The sequence below is a fragment of the Chryseobacterium aahli genome (assembly GCF_022699665.1).
GTDB lineage: Bacteria > Bacteroidota > Bacteroidia > Flavobacteriales > Weeksellaceae > Chryseobacterium > Chryseobacterium aahli.
This window is the reverse complement of sequence record NZ_JALDNB010000007.1, coordinates 41,882-60,754: the sequence shown is the minus strand read 5'-3', so window position 1 is coordinate 60,754 and position 18,873 is coordinate 41,882. Positions and strand designations below refer to the sequence as shown.

Genomic DNA, 18,873 nt, shown 5'->3' with positions numbered 1-18,873 from the left:
GTTTTGAAAGGTTTCCGTTTGTTGTTTAAGGATTCTCTTTTGCAATCTCGTCATGATGCTTTAAATAAAGAGGTAGTGCAGCAGAGCCATACCATGGGAAAACTTCATAATTGAAAACTCCAGCCGAAACTGCGGGGTCTGTTTTTACCCAAGACTCGGCTTCTTCTTTAGATTTTGTATTGAAAATAAACATTCCACGATAGTCGCGTTGGTTTTTTCCTGAGAATGGTCCGGCTATGACAATTTTTCCTTCTTTGGCGAGTTTACCGATGTTTTCCATGTGTCCTTTCATCAATTCTCCCATTTTTGTTTTATCATCAATTTTTGCTGAACCTGTTGTCAGCATTACAATAACATAAGGTTTCATGCCGTATTGATCCGCACCTAGAGAGTCAGCCAACTTTTGCTTGTAACTGATTTTTGAATCGCCAGAACTTCCATCTTTCCCTGGGGCTCCAGGTTTTCCATCTTCACCTTTTTTGTAAACAAAACAAGAGGTCAAAGTGGATGAGATTAAAATTAGTGTAATAAGTTTTTTCATCATTCTTATGTTTTAATTAATCTTTAATTCTTAGAAATTCTTTTGCCAACTCAATCATTTTAGGATCGCCGGTGTATTTTCCGTGTTCGTCTGACAGTTTTACTGTAGGAATCCACTCCTTGTTTAAAGCTTGAACTCCGATTAGTTTCATCACAATATTCATGGGTTTTAAACCGACATCGTTGGTAAGATTGGTTCCTATACCGAAAGAAACGCCGATTTTTCCTTTACAGTAATTGGTGATTTCTTCTACTTTTTCAAGATTTAAAGCATCTGAAAATATGATGTATTTAAATAAAGGATTGATTCCGTTGCTTTTGTAATGGGCAATTGTTTTATCGGCGAATTCAAACGGATCACCACTGTCGTGACGTACACCGTCGAAAAGTTTAGCAAATTTCTTGTCAAACTGCTGAAAGAAAACATCGGTAGTGTAAGTATCTGAAAGTGCAACTCCCAAATCACCACGATAAACATCTACCCAATGCTCAAGGGCTAATTCGTTGGCCATTTTGAAGCCAAATTCTGCACCGTGAAACATAAACCACTCGTGAGCATGTGTTCCAATAGGTTTTACATTGTACTTCATCGCAAAATGTACATTTGAACTTCCGATAAATGTGGAATCTTTTTTCTGCGTCAAAGCTTCCATTACCAAATTCTGAACTTTATAAGAATGCCTTCTTCTGGTTCCGAATTCTGCGAAATTTACTCCTAAGTCATTTAATGAGTCTGCTTTTTCTAATGTTTTGCTCATTACCACGTCGTTAGAATCTCTTTCCATGTGGTTCATCTCGTAATGCAGCTCGCTTATTAAAGCCAATAAAGGGACTTCCCATAAAATGGTCCTGTACCAAAGTCCTTCTACGATAACGCTCAAGTCATTTCCGGTTTGTGTAATTTTTACTTCTGACGGGTCGTAGTGATAACCTTCTAAAAAATCTAAATAAGGTAAATTTAAATATGGACAAGTTCTAGCCAGAAATTTCTTCTCATCTTTTGTGAGTTTCAATTCTGCCATTTTATCAACAATAGTTTTCAGGGCAACGTCGAAGCCTTCAGGGAAATGATGTTTTCCACGATTGATGAATTCATATTTTACGATTTGGCTTGGGAAAAGTTTGACAACGGCATTTTGCATGGTAATTTTGTAAAAATCGTTGTCGAGTATTGAATTGAGTCGTATTTCGGACATATTTTAATTTTAAATAAATTTAATAAAATAAATAAAAAAAATCGCCTTTTTGACGGGCGATTTTGAAATCAATGAAATGATTTTTGTTTTATTTTCCTAAGTATGAGTTGTACATCCAAACTTCTTTTTCTTGTTCGGTGATATAGTCGCTCATTTGAGAGTTGGTACCTTCGTCACCAGCTTCATTAGTAATGTCTAAAAGTTCTCTTTGTAAATCGATAACAACTTTGAAAGAGTTTAGAATGATTTCTACACTTTTGTTCCCATCACTTACTTCCTTGCTTTCCTTAATTGTTGAAACCTGAAGGTAATCTGAATAATTATGTGCAGGAGTTGCGCCTAAAGTAAGGATTCTTTCTGCGATTTCATCAATTTTTAGAACCAGACTATTGTAAAGCTCTTCGAATTTTGGGTGAAGCGTAAAGAATTGTTCACCTTTTATATTCCAGTGAGAACCTCTTGTGTTCTGATAGAATACTGAATAGTTGGCTAGAAGTATATTGAGTTTTTCTGAGATGTTTTTACAGTCCGCTTCTTGTAACCCAATAATGTTGGCGTTTTTCATAATGTTTATTTTTTATATACTAAAGGCAGGAAATATTGTGCCGAAATTGTATGAAGATGATTGATGATACTTATCTTTGGTATTTTTAATTTGTATTAAAATTTTGCTATTAAACAAACATGAAAAAATATAAAGTACTTGCGATAATTGTTGTCGTTATCTATTTTTTACAATCAATATTCACACCTTTTGGCGGTATCATGTCAGACAGTCTTTCGTATTTTGGCATTGCGGAAGATTTGCCAAGACCAGAAACTAATTTGTTTCCTTTGGGATATCCCTTGTTGATTAAGTTTTTTCATCTGATATTTCAAGATTATTTTTGGGCGTATAAAATTCTTAATCTTCTATTTACTATTTCTATTTTAGTTTTTTCTTACAAAAAGAAATTTTATTTCAGAGAGACCACATTGCTGTTTGCGGGTAAAACTTTCTTCTTTGTTTTTACTCAGGCTGTTTCTGAATCTGCATTTGTTTTTGTACTTTATTTTCTTGTTTATTTTTTACATGAAATCCTTATCAAACCACAAAAGTTATATAAAAATGCAGTTATTGCGGCTTTATTAATAGTCAGCTTGTTTTCTATAAGATATTCGGCAGTTTTTATTTATTTGGGAGTTTTGGTTTTCTTTTTTTTTAATTTTATTAAAATTAAAAATGAAATTTATGCTAAAGCCTTCTTCTTGTTTTTGATTTTATCGGGTTTCGGAATTTCAGGATATTTATTTGTAAATTATTTAGAATTTAAAAGCTTTACAGGAGAGCAATTAAGAGGAACCCCAAGTGGAATGACGTACCTATATATAATAAGAGATTTGTTAGGCGTTTGTAATGTTATTGATCCTTTTATTGGGTTAAAGCCTGCGTCTAATAGTTTAGGGAGTTTACTGTTTCAAGGGTTTATTCTAGTGGTAGATATTTTCATCTTTATGTATTTCTTTAGATATTACAAAAAAGCAAAGGGAGCTCCTCATAGAAATTTTCATGTTTTACTTTGGGTAGTTGCAGTGGTTTATACATTTGCATTGTTGTTCTCTGGCTGGATTCAGCAGATTGAGGAAATGGGAATCAGGCTTTTGGCGGCGGCTAATTTCTGTTTGTTTTTTTCATTTCTTATCTTGTATTTTAAATATAATGCTGATGATAAAAAGATTTGGTGGATATCGTGTTTCTTCTTAGTTTTTTTAACTGCCTACAGCTTAAAAGATCCTGCATATTATTTAACTAAGAAAGAAGTGATAAAAGCTCAGATGCCAAAATTTAAAAACAAAAAATATTTATTTAATGATGAAAGAAATATTAAAACACTCACGACATACGAGATACCTATTATAAAGAAAACGTTCAATTATGAACATACCAATAAGCAGAAAGGAAAGCTTAAAGAAAGTTTAGCCGGAAGCGTTTATCCTAAAATAAAATGGTTAAAGTATGATACGGTGCGAAACAAATCTGAAGTTTTATATACATCACAACTTTCTATAGATTAATTTTTTTAGATTGAATTATCTTAGTAATGTCAATATTTATGAGATAAACGCCTGATTCTTTGTCGAATTTATTTTCAATAAAAAATATTTATTTACACATAACTTATTGTCAATTAAAAAATTATTCATAATTTTGCACCCTAAAATAAAAAGCAATTAAATGCCTACTATTCAACAATTAGTAAGAAAAGGAAGAGTCGCACTCACCAAGAAGAGTAAATCGGCTGCCCTTGATTCTTGTCCACAAAGACGAGGTGTATGTACGAGAGTATATACTACCACTCCTAAGAAACCTAACTCTGCACTTAGAAAAGTTGCAAGGGTAAGACTTTCAAACGGTAAAGAAGTCAACGCCTACATCCCGGGCGAAGGACATAATCTTCAAGAGCACTCGATAGTATTGGTACGCGGCGGAAGGGTGAAAGACCTACCGGGAGTAAGATATCATATCGTAAGAGGAGCATTAGACACTGCAGGTGTTAGCGGAAGAACGCAGAGAAGATCTAAGTATGGAGCTAAGAGACCAAAACCAGGTCAGGCAGCAGCTGCGCCAGCTAAAGGAAAGAAAAAATAATCATTAAATAAGGTACAGAAACAATGAGAAAGACAAAAGCGAAAAAAAGACCGTTGTTACCAGATCCGAAATTTAATGATCAATTGGTAACTAGATTCGTAAACAACTTGATGCTAGACGGTAAGAAGTCTATCGCATTCAAAATATTCTATGATGCATTAGACCTTGTAGAAGCAAAAAAAGGAGAAACTGAAAAGACTGCCCTTGAAATCTGGAAAGATGCATTAACTAACGTTATGCCTCACGTAGAAGTACGTTCTAGAAGAGTAGGTGGAGCTAACTTCCAGATTCCTATGCCGATCAGAGCTGATAGAAAAATTTCTATGGCAATGAAATGGTTAATCCTTTACTCTAAAAAGAGAAATGATAAGTCAATGGCTTTAAAATTGGCTAACGAAGTTGTAGCTGCTTCAAGAGAAGAAGGTGCTGCTTACAAGAAAAAATCTGATACTCACAAAATGGCGGAAGCTAACAAAGCTTTCTCACACTTTAAATTCTAATTAGAAATGAGTAGAGATCTTAAATTTACAAGAAATATTGGTATTGCTGCGCACATTGATGCTGGTAAAACTACCACTACAGAAAGAATCTTATTCTATACAGGTGTAAACCACAAAATTGGTGAAGTACATGATGGTGCTTCTACAATGGACTGGATGGAGCAGGAGGCTGAAAGAGGTATTACAATTACTTCTGCTGCAACTACTTGTTCTTGGAATTTCCCAACAGACCAAGGTAAGCCATTAGCTGAAACTAAGCCTTACCACTTCAACATCATCGATACACCAGGACACGTTGACTTTACAGTAGAAGTAAACAGATCTTTAAGAGTATTAGATGGTTTGGTATTCTTATTCTCTGCAGTAGATGGAGTAGAGCCTCAGTCTGAAACAAACTGGAGACTTGCTGACAACTACAAAGTTGCAAGAATGGGATTCGTAAACAAAATGGACAGACAAGGTGCTGATTTCCTTAACGTGGTAAACCAGGTTAAGACAATGTTAGGATCTAATGCAGTTCCAATCGTTTTGCCAATCGGTGCTGAAGAAGATTTCAAAGGTGTAGTTGATTTAATTAAAAACAGAGCGATCGTTTGGGACGAAGCAGGACAAGGAGCTACTTTCGAAGTAGTGCCAATTCCTGAAGATATGAAAGCTGAAGTTCTGGAATACAGAGAGAAATTAGTTGAAGCAGTTGCTGATTATGATGATACTTTGATGGAGAAATTCTTCGAAGATCCAGATTCAATTTCAGAAGACGAAATCAACGAAGCTCTTAGAAAAGCTACTATCGATTTATCTATTATCCCAATGACTTGTGGTTCTTCATTTAAGAATAAAGGAGTACAGTTTATGTTGGATGCAGTATGTAAATATTTGCCTTCACCATTGGATAAAGATGACATCAAAGGTACTGACCCAAGAACTGATGCTGAAATTTTCAGAAAACCAGACGTTAATGAGCCGTTCGCAGCTTTGGCATTTAAGATTGCTACCGATCCTTTCGTAGGAAGATTGGCATTCTTCAGAGCGTACTCTGGAAGACTAGATGCAGGTTCTTATATCTTGAACACTCGTTCAGGTGATAAAGAAAGAATCTCTAGAATCTATCAGATGCACGCTAACAAGCAAAATCCTGTAGATTATATTGAAGCAGGAGATATTGGTGCAGCGGTAGGTTTTAAATCTATCAAAACTGGTGATACAATGTGTGACGAGAAAAACCCAATCGTTCTAGAATCGATGGTTTTCCCAGATCCGGTAATTGGTATCGCTGTTGAGCCTAAAACTAAAGCAGATCAAGATAAAATGGGTAACGCTTTGGCTAAATTAGCTGAAGAAGATCCTACTTTCCAGGTTAAAACTGACGAAGCTTCTGGTCAAACGATTATCTCAGGAATGGGTGAACTTCACCTTGACATTCTTGTAGATCGTATGAGAAGAGAATTCAAAGTAGAAGTAAACCAAGGTCAGCCTCAGGTAGAATACAAAGAAAATCTTACAAGAGTTGCTCAGCATAGAGAAGTTTACAAAAAACAATCTGGTGGTAAGGGTAAATTTGCTGATATCGTATTTGAATTAGGACCAGCTGACGAAGGTAAAATTGGTTTAGAATTCGTTAATGAGATCAAAGGTGGTAACGTTCCTAGAGAATTTGTTCCTGCAATTGAAAAAGGCTTTAAAGCTGCAATGAAAAACGGTCCTTTGGCTGGTTTCGAAGTTGAAGGTATTAAAGTTACTCTTAAAGACGGATCTTTCCACGCGGTGGATTCTGATGCACTTTCTTTTGAATTAGCTGCTAAATTAGGATTTAAAGAAGCGGGACGTGCTGCTAAGCCAGTAATTATGGAGCCTATTATGAAATTGGAGGTTGTAACTCCGGAAGAATATATGGGTAACATCATTGGTGACCTTAACAAGAGAAGAGGTACTATCAGTGGACAAGAAGAAAAGAACGGTGCCGTTGTTATCAAAGGTTCAGTTCCATTATCTGAAATGTTCGGATATGTTACTACTCTAAGAACACTTTCATCAGGAAGAGCTACTTCTTCTATGGAATTAGAGAAGTACCAGGCTACTCCTCAAAACGTTGCTGAAGATATTATCGCTAAAGCAAAAGGTTAATTTTTTAAATTAAAGAAATGTCACAAAGAATCAGAATAAAACTAAAATCTTACGATTACAACTTGGTAGACAAGTCTGCTGAGAAAATCGTAAAAACGGTAAAGGCTACTGGTGCTGTTGTAAACGGACCTATTCCATTACCTACAAATAAGAGAATCTTCACGGTGTTGAGATCTCCACACGTAAACAAGAAAGCAAGAGAGCAGTTCCAATTATCAGCTCACAAGAGATTGATGGATATCTACTCTTCTTCTTCTAAAACTGTTGATGCTCTAATGAAATTAGAACTTCCTTCAGGAGTTGACGTTGAAATTAAAGTGTGATAATTGAGCCTTTTGGCTTATCATCTTAAATATAATCCCTTTTCGAAAGAAGAGGGATTTTTTTTGCTTTAAATTTTATTTAAGCTAAATATCTAATCTCTAAATTTCATCTAATTCAAACATTATTGATATTTTTGATTAAAAATTAAAATATGAAAAAACTGATATTGCTATTATTTCCATTACTCTTATCAGCACAAACGCACCGTTTTATTTATCAGTTTCAATACAAATCAGATTCATTGGCAAAAGAATTTGCTGCAGAAAATATGATTTTAGATATCAATGCTGATGATGTTAAATTTTATCCCTATTCTTATGCTGAAACTGATTCTCTAAATATTATTCGGGGTCAAAGAAGATCTAGGTGGGATGATCATCTGCCTGCTCTTATCAGAAAAAAGAACTCTTTTGAAAATACTTCACTGATTTTGCTGAAAGATTTTTTCTCTCTCAAATCAACAGATAAAATGAATTGGAAACTTCTCAATGATACAAAAGTTGAAGAACAGTACACATTACAGAAAGCAACGACAACTTTTGGTGGCAGAAATTGGATTGCGTGGTTTTCTAAAGATGTTAATCTGAGTGAAGGACCATACAAATTCCGAGGACTTCCCGGATTGATTTTTGAGATTGAAGACGATAAGAAAAACTTTATTTTTAAGTTGTCTAAAAGCATGAAGTTCCCCAAGACGTATGAAGCTCAATTTCTTGATAGTTTTATGGGGCGAAAACCAATTCCTGTCACTGAAAAAATAATTGCAAAAAAACAATTGGAACTTTATGACAATCCTTTACAGGATATTGCAGAATCATTTAAATCGAATACCAATCCTGAAAATACATTTTATGTAATGGGAGTACAGATAAAAAGTTTAGAGCAAATAAAAGGAATGTCTGATGAACGGAGAAAAACAATGCTTAGAGAAAACAATCCCATAGAAATTGATAAGGCAGTAGGCTATCCTATACAATAATAGAAAAGTATTCTATATTTTGAGGCTGAATTTTTGATTACATTTAATTAAAATAAAATAATGTCAAAAGAAGATAGAAGCATATTTGAAAAATTTTCAAATTGGGCAACAAAGTTTACAGGAAGTTCTTATGCTTTTCTTAGTGCCGTAGCCATTGTTGTCATTTGGGCAGTTTCAGGCCCTGTTTTCAATTATTCAGAAACATGGCAACTTGTGATCAATACAGGAACTACGATAATAACTTTTCTGATGGTTTTTCTTATTCAGAAATCTCAGAATAAAGATTCAAAAGCCATTCAGATCAAGCTGAATGAGCTGATCGCTGCCAATGAAAAAGCCAGCAACCGAATGGTCGATATTGAGGATTTGACTGAAAAGGAATTAGACCAAATTCACTGTTATTACGAGAAACTTGCAGATTTTGCTGAAGAAGATGAAGATATTCATGCATCACATTCTATAGATGCAGCCAAGAGAAATCAAAATAGAAAGCATGAAACCTTTAAAAAGAAACATGATCTTTGGCTGCAGGAGCAGAAACAAAAAAAGGAATCGATTTGATTCCTTTTTTCTTTTTTTAATTAAACTATCTCTTCATAAAATAATCAAAATAACTACAGCTTCCCAATAGCGTTCTCGCTGCTTCTGTATCTGAATATTGTGATTTTAGCTGAGCAAAATAGGTTCTGTATTTCTGATTCTTTAAATCATTCATCTGCTTTTGATAAGCATCATTTTTCTCAGACCATTTCGGATCAGCATAATCAATGTTTGCCTGATTTTTAGCTTCATACTGATAGTATTTTCCCTGCTCAGCGCTTGCCATCTGGAAAAGTAGTCTTGCTTTTTGTTCTTTGTTGTTTGACAGATTTAAAGCTTTTTTGTAAAAATTTAAAGCCAAATCAAAATTATCAGGTTCAATGTAAGTAGTCGATGTGAAATTCTTGTAATAGTATTGATACGGAGTTTTCTTATTAGTACTCCAGAAGTCATATTTTCCACCGTTACTGTTGTCGACATCCATTACAAACAGTTCTCTGTAATATCCGAGAACAGAAGTATTGTACAAGACATTTCCTATGAGTTGATTTGCCTGCGCTGATTTTTCATCTTTACCGTTTCCGATTTTTTTAAGCTGAACTAAAGCATCTGCCAATTCAAGTTTATTCATTTTTGGTTTAATGAAAGTAAAAGCAGTGTAATTTTCCGCCTGCATACTTTCTGTATCAGAACTCTGAAAACTTTCCCAAACATTATGTCCAAAAACCAAATTCGGAATGTTGGTGAAACCGTCATAGTTTTGACCATCATAAACCAGTTTTTCATAATTCCCGGTTTGCGGATTGTACCTTTCATAATTTTCTCGCGGAATTCCGGAGAAGTTCTGAGCCTTTTGATAATACAATTTTGCTTTATCAAAATCTGCCAATCTCATCGCTCTGTCACCGTAAATCACATTGAAGAATGCATTAATATTTCCTACATTGTCCATGTTTTTGGCAATAATTTGCTGTTCAAATGCTGTCTTGTTTGGTTTTCTGTAAAAATCTTCTACACTTTTTACCAAAGTAGAATTCGGGTTGTACTGAAGGTCAGAAAGCTTATTGTTCATCAGATAAGATTTTCCGTCTTCACCCTGAAGAAAATATCGGTTGGCCAGAACATCTTTTAAGAACGACGCAGTAGAAGGAGCAGAACCATAGTAATCATATCTTTCATCCTCTGTGCTATCTTTTTCGATTTTCTTTTCAACAAAGTAATCGGCATAGTCTTTCATTAAATGATCTTCATAATCCGCATCAATCTTTGGCTGCGAAACAATATCATTCAAGACTTTCATTCTCTTGATTTCTTCAAGATATTCCGGATTGTTGGTTTTGATGTCTTCTAAAATTTCTGTGCTGGTTTCATAATCTTTCTTTAAAAATTTAAGATAAGCATCAGCTATCTGCCAATATTCGTCAGTAGATTTTTCTTTAGTTTTTGAAGTGAATTTTTCGAAATCATCAAGAAAGTCTTTCTGTTTCTCGTCGTAATAATAACTTTGATTTTTTGTGTAAAAAGGAATTCTGTTTGGGTTTTCCAACAACTCGTCGTCGCTTTGGTCATTTTTAGTTCCGTCCTTCACTTTGTCAGATTTTGAGCTGAAAAGATTTTTAAAGAACAAAACAATTTTCTGCCAAAAGCTGAGTTCTTTTTTCTCTACTTTTTTTGTTTCTGTAGTTGCAGTAGTTTTTGTATTTCCTGACTGGTCTGGATTTTTTGATTCGTAATAATACGTCGGAAGATAGCTTCGTTCCAGTTCGTTGATGCTTCTTGCGGCCATCACTTTTAAAATTTCCGAATTCGGATCAATGTCATACATCTTTTCCATCATCGGAATCGGGTTGGTAAAATCTTCATAGCCCAAGAGAAAATACGCCATGTTCTTCTCCTCATTATTTCCCGCTCTTTTCAGGATATTATTGAAAGATGCCGTGTCGGAAAGTTTCATGGAGATAAACGCAGATTCTTTTCGGCTTTTGCTGTTTTTAAAAACCTGAAAGAAATTCCAGTTGGCATCATTCCCCATTTGCAATCCCCTCTGTGCGCCTGCCAGTTGATCTAAAGCCATATAATAAGAAGCGCCTCTTAACGAAATTGGCTCAACATAAGACTTGAAAGCTTGAAGTGCCGCATCGAAATTTCTCGTATAATGATTGAATCTCACCAACTGATATCCATACCGCTGCTTAATTTCAGGATTTTTGGCCGCATTATATAAGGATGTCAGCGCTGAAACTGTTTTGGCATAATCTAATTGTGTAGCATTTTTGTCGCTTTCATTTTCTCTGTAATAGAATGAATCTGCAGTTTCCACATAATTGATTTTCATGTAAGGCTCAAGATATTTTGCCTCAATCAAATAATCAATTCCTTCACGGTATTTTGTATAGAAACCCGTTCCAACTTTTTGCAGTAACGGATTGTTCGGCATTCCTTTCTTCAAATCATTGAGATCATTCATGGCAATTTTATTCACCAGATAATCTGTTTCAGTATAGGTTAATTGATTGTTGAAGAATTTTCTCCATGCTTCGATATTCTCATTTGGAATCTGTGAAGATTTAAAATCAGTATAAAATCTCGAAGAATAGTTGTGAAGAAAAGGAAGATATGATTTATCCTTAATAATGCTTTGGGTAAACAAGTTAAAGTAATCATAATCCGGATCTGCCCACGCGCACGCCTCAGATTTGGTATAGAAAAGCGATGCAACCGCTAATGATAGAATATACTTTTTCATATGTATTTTTGGTGTTTATTTTTTTATTTCCCGCAGATCGCACAGATTTGCACATATTTTTTTATTGAGTTTAAATTTATCCGTGAAGATCTGTGAAATCTGTGGGAAGAAATTGTTGCGCTTAATTATTGAGCCAATCTTCCTGCTTCCAGCCATCAGAAAATTCTGCCTTCCACAAATTTACTATCTAATTGGTAATATATAATGTTGTAGCCGTTTAATTTTTTATCTAAAAACTGTGTAACATTATTAAGTTGTTCATCAGAAATTTCTTCCACCTTTATTTTGAAACCTTTGTTCATGAAACTCCCAAAATAGAAACCGTCTTTTATAATTTCAATTTCGTTGTCAGATATTTTTTTAAAATTTGAATTTTCTAAATCTTTTTTAGACAACGCATTGATGAGCTTGTGCTTTCCTAAATGATTGGTTACAATTCCCCAGGAGTAGATTGGTAATGCAACTTCAATCTTCTTTAAAGGATAATCTTCGAGCTTAGATAAATAGCTTTTCAGAATATTGACATCTAAAATCGAATTCTTATCTGAATTTTCAAGCGGTGAAGAAGTGGAGTAGCACATGAGATATACTTTTTTCACTAGCGGAATTCCCATCAGATTTTTATCTTTCACCTGATGAAGTCTAAGTGTACAGGTAATTTCTTTTCCGGAGATTTTCTTTAATTCATTTAGAAATTTAAAATAATCATCTTTCGTTCCTGCAGCCCAGTCGCAGTCAATTTGAATTTCGTTGCTAGAAGTTAATTTGTATTCTTTCACTTTTTTCTGAATTAACTGATAAATACTTTCAGCCAGAAATTTGATGTCGGATTCATTAATTTCAAAAAAAGTTCGGTTGGTGATAAAAATTGTAGGGATGATTTCTTTTTCAGTGCTAAAGCTTTCGTCTTTGGTAATGACAGCAACCGGTTCAAATTTTCCATTAATCTTATCGACGTCAAAAAATCTTGTATATAAATAAGGTGAAGTAGATTTTACAAGTGCTTTTTTCTCAGTTTGATTTAAAGCGAGATTGGTTTTCCAATAATAGTAGGTATAAGGATGGGTTTGTTTTTCCGTGCAAGAAACTACCAAAAGGAAAGTCAGAAGAAGTTGAAGAATTTTCATTACTTATAAAGAATGCTTTCGCAGTTGCAATTTATTGAAGCGAGTTCAGAAACCGGACAGCAGTCATCTGATTTTTTGATATTTCCTTTTTCATCAGTTAAATAGATTTTCTCCTTATCAAATTTCACATAAAAAGTTTCATTATACGTTTTGAAATGTACTTTCATGACTTTCGGATTATATTTTCCTGCATTGATCTCTTCTTTAGTTTCCGTTTGGTCTGCCTGATTGATCTGCAGAAATCCAAAATGTACATTTCCGTTTTTCTTTACATCAAGATAATAGGCCGGAGTTCCTGAGCCGCTTGCGCCTTGTTCGATATTGAAGCTTCTTTTCCCGGTAAATGGCGCTTTTGATTGAGCAAAAGACAGAATACTGATGAATAGAAGAAGTAAACTAAAAACCTTTTTCATATTATAAATTTTCTCAAAATTAAAAATACATTAGCAAAAATTAAACCGTAAAATTATGGTGATTACTTTCAATATCACTTCTCTTAATGAATAGAAACAAAAAACCACTCCAATATTGGAATGGTTTGTAAAATACTAACAATTTTAATTTAAAATACCGTTGCGGCAAGTTGTATTCGTGCAAACTTATTCGCAGGATTCCACATCGCCATCATAGAAACCGGCAGTGTGTAATGTTCCGTAATTTTAAGAGATTTGGTCGCTTTTACGCCAACATTTACAATGTCAAAACTATTCGTCCCGTTTCCGTACAGAAAGTTTTTGTCATTTAAAGCAAAACCAGCTCCTACAAAAGCATCAAGGTTAACTTTTTTATCTTTAATCACAGGATAGCTTACCTGAACGTAGGTGGAATATTTATTCTTTTTATAAGTTCCGTCATATTCCAAAACAACTTCTCCTGCATTAGCACCACCATAAAGCATAATGTCTGCTTCAATATTTAATGGAAATGCTGGTCCGAAAGTATAGTTGGTTCTTAAATCAATAATATGCGCAGTTTTTCTGTTTGAATAATTAAAAATATCATCCGAAGCAACCGCAGTATTAATGTTTCTTGAATTAAATAAATCCCACAAACCAATATATAAACGCCCGTTGGAATACTGAACATAATAATTGATTTCTTTATAGTGCGTTCCATCTTTATCATCAGTCATTGAAGATGCTCCCCAAATTCCGACTTTCCAGTTTTTATCTTTATCTAATGCGTAGGAGACATTTCCCATTACAACGGGTTTATCCGTAATAATCAAACCTCTCCAAAGGTGATTATTCTGAACGTTTGCAGTGAAATCTAATCTGCTGTCTTCCTGATTTTCTGCATTTTGCTGGGCATAAAAATTCCCTGTGCCTAATACAATCAGGCATATATAAAATAGTTTTTTCATTGTGTAGACTTTCTGTGATTAACTTAAAGCGAGATGTAGTAAAGCTGCGAGAGTGGTTCCTACAATAGGTCCTGCAATAGGAATCCATGCGTAACTCCAGTCACTGCTTCCTTTTACCGGAAGGATAGCATGCATAATTCTTGGTCCTAAATCTCTTGCAGGATTGATGGCATAACCTGTCGTTCCTCCTAAAGATAAGCCAATTGCCCAAACCAATAACGTAACTGGTAAAGCACCAACTGTTCCTAAACCAATTTTTGCGGTCGGATCGTTATTTAAAGTAACACTCGGATCTGCAAAATGGAAAATCACAAAGACAAGAACGAAAGTTCCCATGATTTCGCTGATTAAATTTGAAATAGGTTTTCTGATTGCTGGACCTGTACTGAAACAAGCCAATTTTGCACCTTCATCTTCTGTAATAGCAAAGTGATCTTTGTTAAATAACCAAACCAGAAAAGCACCCAGCATTGCCCCAATCATCTCTCCTGCAATATAGGTTGGAACCAAATCCCAAGAGAATTTTCCTGCAATTGCCAACCCTAAAGTTACTGCCGGATTCAGATGTGCTCCGCTGATGGGTCCCGCAACGGTTACGCCAACGAAGACCGCCAATGCCCAAGCCGTGGTAATCACGATCCATCCGGAATTATTTCCTTTGGTTCCTTTTAAGACAACGTTTGCCACCACACCGTTTCCTAAAAGTATCATCAGCATGGTGCCGATTATTTCTGCTACAAATGGAGTCATAGTTTTAATTTGTTTTAAATGTGATTAATCTTCGATCCAGTTTTGAGAACGCTGAACGGCTTTTTTCCATGTTTTAAGCATCTTTTCAACTTTCTCTTCTTCCATCTGCGGCTGGAAGTGTTTGTCAACAATCCATTGAGACTGGATTTCGTCAATATTTTTCCAATATCCAACGGCAAGGCCTGCAAGATAAGCGGCTCCTAAAGCTGTTGTTTCCAATGTTTTTGGTCTTGTAATTTTAGCCCTGAAAATATCCGACTGAATCTGCATTAAAATGTCACTTGCAGAAGCTCCTCCATCCACTCTCAGTTCAGGACTTTTTTTCCCGGCATCAGCTTCCATCGCTTTTACAATATCATACACTTGAAAAGCAATCCCTTCCAAAGTCGCTCTTGCAATGTGTGCGTTTGTTGTTCCACGGGTTACTCCTACAATAGTTCCACGAGCGTACTGATCCCAGTAAGGCGCGCCCAAACCCGTTAATGCAGGGACAAAATAAACACCGCCGTTATCTTCGACAGATTGAGCCAGTGTATTTACTTCTTCTGCCGAATTAATTAATTTTAAACCGTCTCTCAACCATTGGATAGCTGCTCCGCCAACGAATACACTTCCTTCCAATGCATAATTTACTTCTCCGTTAATTTTCCATGCAACAGTCGTCAACAAATTGTTTTTGGATGAAACAGCTTCTGTTCCTGTATTCATTAAAAGGAAACAGCCGGTTCCGTACGTATTTTTTACCATTCCGGGAGTTGTACACATTTGCCCGAATAAGGCAGCCTGTTGATCTCCTGCAATTCCTGCAATCGGAATTTTTGTTGAAAATAGAGTAGTGGCAGTTTCTCCATAGATCTCACTGCTTTGTTTTACTTCAGGTAAAATGGCTCTTGGAATATTGAATAATTCTAATAGCTCATTATCCCATTCCAAAGTATGGATGTTTAGAAGCATGGTTCTACTAGCATTCGAAACATCGGTAATGAACATTTTTCCACGTGTTAATTTCCATACAAGGAAAGTATCCACTGTTCCGAAACACAGTTTTCCTGCTTCAGCTTTTTCTCTTGCACCTTCTACAGTGTCTAAAATCCACTTCAGCTTTGTTGCAGAAAAATAAGCGTCTAAAACAAGACCTGTCTTTTCTTTAATCATTTCGGCATGACCCTGTTCTTTTAATTCGTCGCAATATTTAGACGTTCTTCTGTCTTGCCAGACAATCGCATTGTAGACGGGATCTCCGGTTTCTCTGTCCCAGACGACGGTAGTTTCACGTTGATTGGTAATCCCGATAGCGGCAACTTCTCTTCCGGAAATTCCTGCTTTGGCAATAACTTCTGCAGCTACGGAAACTTGAGAAGACCAGATTTCGTTGGGGTCATGTTCTACCCAACCCGGAGTAGGGTATATCTGTTCAAAACTTTTCTGAGAAACAAATTCTATTTCTCCGCTGTGATTGAATAAAATGGCTCTTGACGATGTTGTACCTTGGTCTAGAGCGAGAATTAATTGGTCACTCATCTTTGAGATTAAATTAAAGTTAGATGTTTCTTGGCGAATAAGGAGTCAGTAAATATCCTCTCGCCAATTCGATAAACTCGTTTTCCTGTTCGTTTGCCCATTCTGCAGAATGTCCGTTTTCTTTTGCAATAATAAAAGCGATTTTATGTGCACTGTCGATCGCTGCTCTTGCATCCAAAAATAAAAGACGGACTCTTCTTGCCAAAATATCTTCAATAGTCTGAGCCATTTCGTTTCGGATTGCCCAAACTGCTTCTGCTATTGTGAATGGATGATCAGGATGTATTTTTTCTGAAAATTCAGGATTGTTTTGTTGTAATTTTTTGATTTCAGGAATGTCTGAACCATATACATATAAATGATTGGTTCTATCAACAGTTTCAGATTTTACATTTCCATGAATCGAAAGATGTTCTGTTTTGGAAGTTGTAATTCCTAAGTTGTGAACTTTTACTGCTTCATCGATCGTGTCTTCTGCCATTTTACGGTACGTTGTCCATTTTCCACCGATAATGGAAATCAATCCGGTGTCGGATGTAACCACTTTATGACTTCGGGAAACTTCTTTTGTGCTTTTGCTTCCGTCTTTTGGTGCTGCCAATGGTCGAAGTCCTGCGAAAACAGATTTTACATCTTCACGGGTTGGCTTTTTAGATAAATATTGTCTTGCTGTAGCTAAAACGAAATTAATTTCTTCTTCCAAAGCTCTCGGTTCGAAACTTTCGTTTTCCAATAAAGTATCGGTTGTTCCGACCAAGGCTCTGTCATGCCACGGAACGACAAACAAGACTCTTCCGTCTGAAGTTTTAGGAATCATAATGGCGTCGTCACTTTTTAAGAAAGATTTATCCAAAACCAAATGAATTCCCTGGCTCGGAACTACAAATTTTCCGTGTTTCGGGTTATTCATATTTAAGATGTCATTCGTGAAAACTCCGGTTGCATTGATGACCACTTTCGCTTTAATTTCGAATTGCTGTTTCGTAAACTGATCTTCTGCAACTACACCTGTTATTTTATTAGAATCATTTTTAATTAAATTAATAACTTTAACATAATTAACGGCAGTTCCTCCTTTTTCAATAATGGTTTGCGATAAATTAATTGCCAATCGTGCATCATCGAACTGTCCGTCCTGATAAACAACTCCGCTTGCCAAGCCTTTTTGCTGAATTGTTGGAAGTTTTTCTACGGTTTTTGATTTGCTGATGTATTGTGTTCTTCCTAAACTTAGTTTTCCTGCAAGGAAATCGTAAATAGAAAGTCCTATTTTATAATAAATGCCTCCCCACCAAGTGTAATTTGGAATAATAAAAGACTGGTTTTTAACCACATGAGCTGCATTTTTCGCGAGTAAACCTCTTTCTTTCAAAGCTTCTTTTACTAAACCTATATCTCCCTGTGCTAAATATCTTACTCCTCCGTGTACCAATTTTGTACTTCTACTGGAAGTCGCCTTTGCGAAATCGTGTGATTCTAATAGTAAGGTTTTAAATCCTCTGCTTGTAGCGTCCAATGCCGAACCTAAACCACTCGCTCCTCCACCGATGATTAGAAAGTCCCATTCTTTTATGGAGGTTAATTTGCTAAGTTCTTCGTTTCGTTTCATAATATTTCGTTATGTTTCGTTTTCAAATGTATAAATTAAAAACGAAACTAAAAAGAAAATAAGTGAAATTTTTTTGAATCAAAATAAAATTGGTATTTTTGATGAAATGAAACGAAATGGAAAAGCTGCTGCCAAGACATAATGATATCTTGAAAGAATTGGATGAAAAAGATTATGTGCTTGTTCAGGATTTGTGTGAAAAATTTAATGTTTCGTCAGTTACAATTCGAAAGGATTTGAATTATCTCGAAAGTTTAGGATTGCTTTTCCGAAATCATGGCGGTGCAAGTAGGCATGTAAGATATGCGTATGAAAAGAATGTGGATGAAAAGGAAAACATCAATGTAGAAGCAAAGAAAAATATTGCAAAAACCGCATTGTCCTTGATTCAGGAAAATGACTGTATTATTTTGGCTTCCGGAACGACGATGCATTATCTGGCAAGAATGCTAGTGAATTTCGGTCCGTTAACGGTTTTAACTTCTTCTTTGCGTGTTGCAATTGAATTGTGTAACAATCCTAACATTAATATCATACAATTGGGTGGAGAAGTGAGAAAAAGTTCTACTTCTATTGTAGGTTCTATTTCTGAAGCTATTTTAAAACAATTTTCCTGTAATAAATTATTTCTTGGGGTAGACGGAATCGATATGGATTTCGGAATTAGTACTTCTAATGCTGCAGAAGCTCACCTGAATCAATTAATGATTAATTGTTCTGAAAAGGTTGTCATTCTAGCAGATTCTTCTAAATTGAACGTAAAAGGTTTCGGTAAAATCGCTCCTTTGGATAAGATAGATTATCTGATCACGGACAATGGTATTTTGGAAGAAGACAAAAATAATCTTGAAGAAATTGGAGTGAGTGTAATTATTAAATAAAAAATAAACTCATTTTTAAATTTTCTGTAGTTCAAAAATATTTA

At 35.2% G+C, this 18,873-nt stretch carries 18 protein-coding genes; 8 read left to right on the top strand and 10 right to left on the bottom strand.

Annotated features, from left to right (window positions below; all coding sequences use genetic code 11):
• Positions 1 to 25: 25 nt before the first annotated feature.
• From MQX03_RS11980 to MQX03_RS11970, 3 genes are all read right to left on the bottom strand, one after another.
• The gene (locus MQX03_RS11980) at positions 26 to 544 is read right to left on the bottom strand and encodes a YciI family protein (RefSeq protein WP_242803380.1); all 519 of its coding nucleotides are present in this window, start codon (positions 542 to 544) and stop codon (positions 26 to 28) included.
• Positions 545 to 557: 13 nt separating this feature from the next.
• Positions 558 to 1,736 carry a nicotinate phosphoribosyltransferase gene (gene pncB / locus MQX03_RS11975; RefSeq protein ID WP_242803378.1) on the bottom strand — a complete coding sequence of 393 codons (1,179 nt, stop codon included), beginning with the start codon at positions 1,734 to 1,736 and terminating at the stop codon, positions 558 to 560.
• Between the two features lie 88 nt (positions 1,737 to 1,824).
• Positions 1,825 to 2,301: a Dps family protein gene (locus tag MQX03_RS11970; protein ID WP_242803376.1), complete on the bottom strand. Its 477-nt coding sequence runs from the start codon at positions 2,299 to 2,301 to the stop codon at positions 1,825 to 1,827.
• A 119-nt stretch (positions 2,302 to 2,420) separates the two neighbouring features.
• On the opposite strand from MQX03_RS11970, the gene MQX03_RS11965 reads away from it, so the two are divergent.
• From MQX03_RS11965 to MQX03_RS11935, 7 genes are all read left to right on the top strand, one after another.
• A complete protein-coding gene (locus tag MQX03_RS11965) occupies positions 2,421 to 3,791 on the top strand; it encodes a hypothetical protein (protein ID WP_242803375.1) in 1,371 nt (456 codons plus the stop codon).
• A 160-nt stretch (positions 3,792 to 3,951) separates the two neighbouring features.
• Entirely contained in the window at positions 3,952 to 4,365 is a 414-nt protein-coding gene (gene rpsL / locus MQX03_RS11960; protein ID WP_027383325.1) for a 30S ribosomal protein S12, read from the top strand.
• A 23-nt stretch (positions 4,366 to 4,388) separates the two neighbouring features.
• Positions 4,389 to 4,865, top strand: coding sequence for a 30S ribosomal protein S7 (rpsG, locus tag MQX03_RS11955; RefSeq protein WP_028122161.1), 477 nt, complete (start codon positions 4,389 to 4,391; stop codon positions 4,863 to 4,865).
• Between the two features lie 6 nt (positions 4,866 to 4,871).
• A complete protein-coding gene (fusA, locus tag MQX03_RS11950) occupies positions 4,872 to 6,989 on the top strand; it encodes an elongation factor G (RefSeq protein WP_129535121.1) in 2,118 nt (705 codons plus the stop codon).
• 17 nt (positions 6,990 to 7,006) lie between these two features.
• Positions 7,007 to 7,312 (top strand): 30S ribosomal protein S10, encoded by a 306-nt coding sequence (gene rpsJ / locus MQX03_RS11945; RefSeq protein ID WP_002661363.1) that lies wholly within the window; start codon positions 7,007 to 7,009, stop codon positions 7,310 to 7,312.
• Positions 7,313 to 7,464: 152 nt separating this feature from the next.
• Entirely contained in the window at positions 7,465 to 8,292 is an 828-nt protein-coding gene (locus tag MQX03_RS11940; RefSeq protein WP_242803373.1) for a GLPGLI family protein, read from the top strand.
• A 60-nt stretch (positions 8,293 to 8,352) separates the two neighbouring features.
• Positions 8,353 to 8,853 carry a low affinity iron permease family protein gene (locus MQX03_RS11935; protein WP_242803372.1) on the top strand — a complete coding sequence of 167 codons (501 nt, stop codon included), beginning with the start codon at positions 8,353 to 8,355 and terminating at the stop codon, positions 8,851 to 8,853.
• A gap of 25 nt (positions 8,854 to 8,878) precedes the next feature.
• Here the strand turns inward: MQX03_RS11935 and MQX03_RS11930 are convergent, their stop codons facing one another.
• The 7 genes from MQX03_RS11930 to MQX03_RS11900 form a co-directional block, all read right to left on the bottom strand.
• Positions 8,879 to 11,578, bottom strand: coding sequence for a hypothetical protein (locus MQX03_RS11930; RefSeq protein WP_242803370.1), 2,700 nt, complete (start codon positions 11,576 to 11,578; stop codon positions 8,879 to 8,881).
• Positions 11,579 to 11,733: 155 nt separating this feature from the next.
• On the bottom strand, positions 11,734 to 12,705 hold the full coding sequence (locus MQX03_RS11925; protein WP_242803368.1) for a hypothetical protein: 972 nt from the start codon (positions 12,703 to 12,705) through the stop codon (positions 11,734 to 11,736).
• Positions 12,705 to 13,118, bottom strand: coding sequence for a hypothetical protein (locus MQX03_RS11920; RefSeq protein WP_242803366.1), 414 nt, complete (start codon positions 13,116 to 13,118; stop codon positions 12,705 to 12,707). The genes MQX03_RS11925 and MQX03_RS11920 overlap by 1 nt, the downstream gene beginning before the upstream one ends.
• Positions 13,119 to 13,267: 149 nt before the next feature.
• Entirely contained in the window at positions 13,268 to 14,068 is an 801-nt protein-coding gene (locus MQX03_RS11915) for a hypothetical protein (RefSeq protein WP_242803364.1), read from the bottom strand.
• An 18-nt stretch (positions 14,069 to 14,086) separates the two neighbouring features.
• Positions 14,087 to 14,827 (bottom strand): MIP/aquaporin family protein, encoded by a 741-nt coding sequence (locus MQX03_RS11910; protein WP_317224586.1) that lies wholly within the window; start codon positions 14,825 to 14,827, stop codon positions 14,087 to 14,089.
• A 15-nt stretch (positions 14,828 to 14,842) separates the two neighbouring features.
• Positions 14,843 to 16,339 carry a glycerol kinase GlpK gene (glpK, locus tag MQX03_RS11905; protein WP_242803361.1) on the bottom strand — a complete coding sequence of 499 codons (1,497 nt, stop codon included), beginning with the start codon at positions 16,337 to 16,339 and terminating at the stop codon, positions 14,843 to 14,845.
• A 19-nt stretch (positions 16,340 to 16,358) separates the two neighbouring features.
• A complete protein-coding gene (locus MQX03_RS11900) occupies positions 16,359 to 17,948 on the bottom strand; it encodes a glycerol-3-phosphate dehydrogenase/oxidase (protein WP_242803359.1) in 1,590 nt (529 codons plus the stop codon).
• Positions 17,949 to 18,064: 116 nt separating this feature from the next.
• Here MQX03_RS11900 and MQX03_RS11895 point away from each other — a divergent pair, with 116 nt between their 5' ends.
• A complete protein-coding gene (locus MQX03_RS11895; protein WP_164998551.1) occupies positions 18,065 to 18,829 on the top strand; it encodes a DeoR/GlpR family DNA-binding transcription regulator in 765 nt (254 codons plus the stop codon).
• Positions 18,830 to 18,873 lie beyond the last annotated feature (44 nt).

Bases quoted from the DNA above. Each gene is read 5' to 3' on its own strand.
- MQX03_RS11980 (WP_242803380.1), bottom strand. From the start codon at position 544: ATGATGAAAAAACTTATTACACTAATTTTAATCTCATCCACTTTGACC.
- pncB (WP_242803378.1), bottom strand. From the start codon at position 1,736: ATGTCCGAAATACGACTCAATTCAATACTCGACAACGATTTTTACAAA.
- MQX03_RS11970 (WP_242803376.1), bottom strand. From the start codon at position 2,301: ATGAAAAACGCCAACATTATTGGGTTACAAGAAGCGGACTGTAAAAAC.
- MQX03_RS11965 (WP_242803375.1), top strand. From the start codon at position 2,421: ATGAAAAAATATAAAGTACTTGCGATAATTGTTGTCGTTATCTATTTT.
- rpsL (WP_027383325.1), top strand. From the start codon at position 3,952: ATGCCTACTATTCAACAATTAGTAAGAAAAGGAAGAGTCGCACTCACC.
- rpsG (WP_028122161.1), top strand. From the start codon at position 4,389: ATGAGAAAGACAAAAGCGAAAAAAAGACCGTTGTTACCAGATCCGAAA.
- fusA (WP_129535121.1), top strand. From the start codon at position 4,872: ATGAGTAGAGATCTTAAATTTACAAGAAATATTGGTATTGCTGCGCAC.
- rpsJ (WP_002661363.1), top strand. From the start codon at position 7,007: ATGTCACAAAGAATCAGAATAAAACTAAAATCTTACGATTACAACTTG.
- MQX03_RS11940 (WP_242803373.1), top strand. From the start codon at position 7,465: ATGAAAAAACTGATATTGCTATTATTTCCATTACTCTTATCAGCACAA.
- MQX03_RS11935 (WP_242803372.1), top strand. From the start codon at position 8,353: ATGTCAAAAGAAGATAGAAGCATATTTGAAAAATTTTCAAATTGGGCA.
- MQX03_RS11930 (WP_242803370.1), bottom strand. From the start codon at position 11,578: ATGAAAAAGTATATTCTATCATTAGCGGTTGCATCGCTTTTCTATACC.
- MQX03_RS11925 (WP_242803368.1), bottom strand. From the start codon at position 12,705: ATGAAAATTCTTCAACTTCTTCTGACTTTCCTTTTGGTAGTTTCTTGC.
- MQX03_RS11920 (WP_242803366.1), bottom strand. From the start codon at position 13,118: ATGAAAAAGGTTTTTAGTTTACTTCTTCTATTCATCAGTATTCTGTCT.
- MQX03_RS11915 (WP_242803364.1), bottom strand. From the start codon at position 14,068: ATGAAAAAACTATTTTATATATGCCTGATTGTATTAGGCACAGGGAAT.
- glpK (WP_242803361.1), bottom strand. From the start codon at position 16,339: ATGAGTGACCAATTAATTCTCGCTCTAGACCAAGGTACAACATCGTCA.
- MQX03_RS11900 (WP_242803359.1), bottom strand. From the start codon at position 17,948: ATGAAACGAAACGAAGAACTTAGCAAATTAACCTCCATAAAAGAATGG.
- MQX03_RS11895 (WP_164998551.1), top strand. From the start codon at position 18,065: ATGGAAAAGCTGCTGCCAAGACATAATGATATCTTGAAAGAATTGGAT.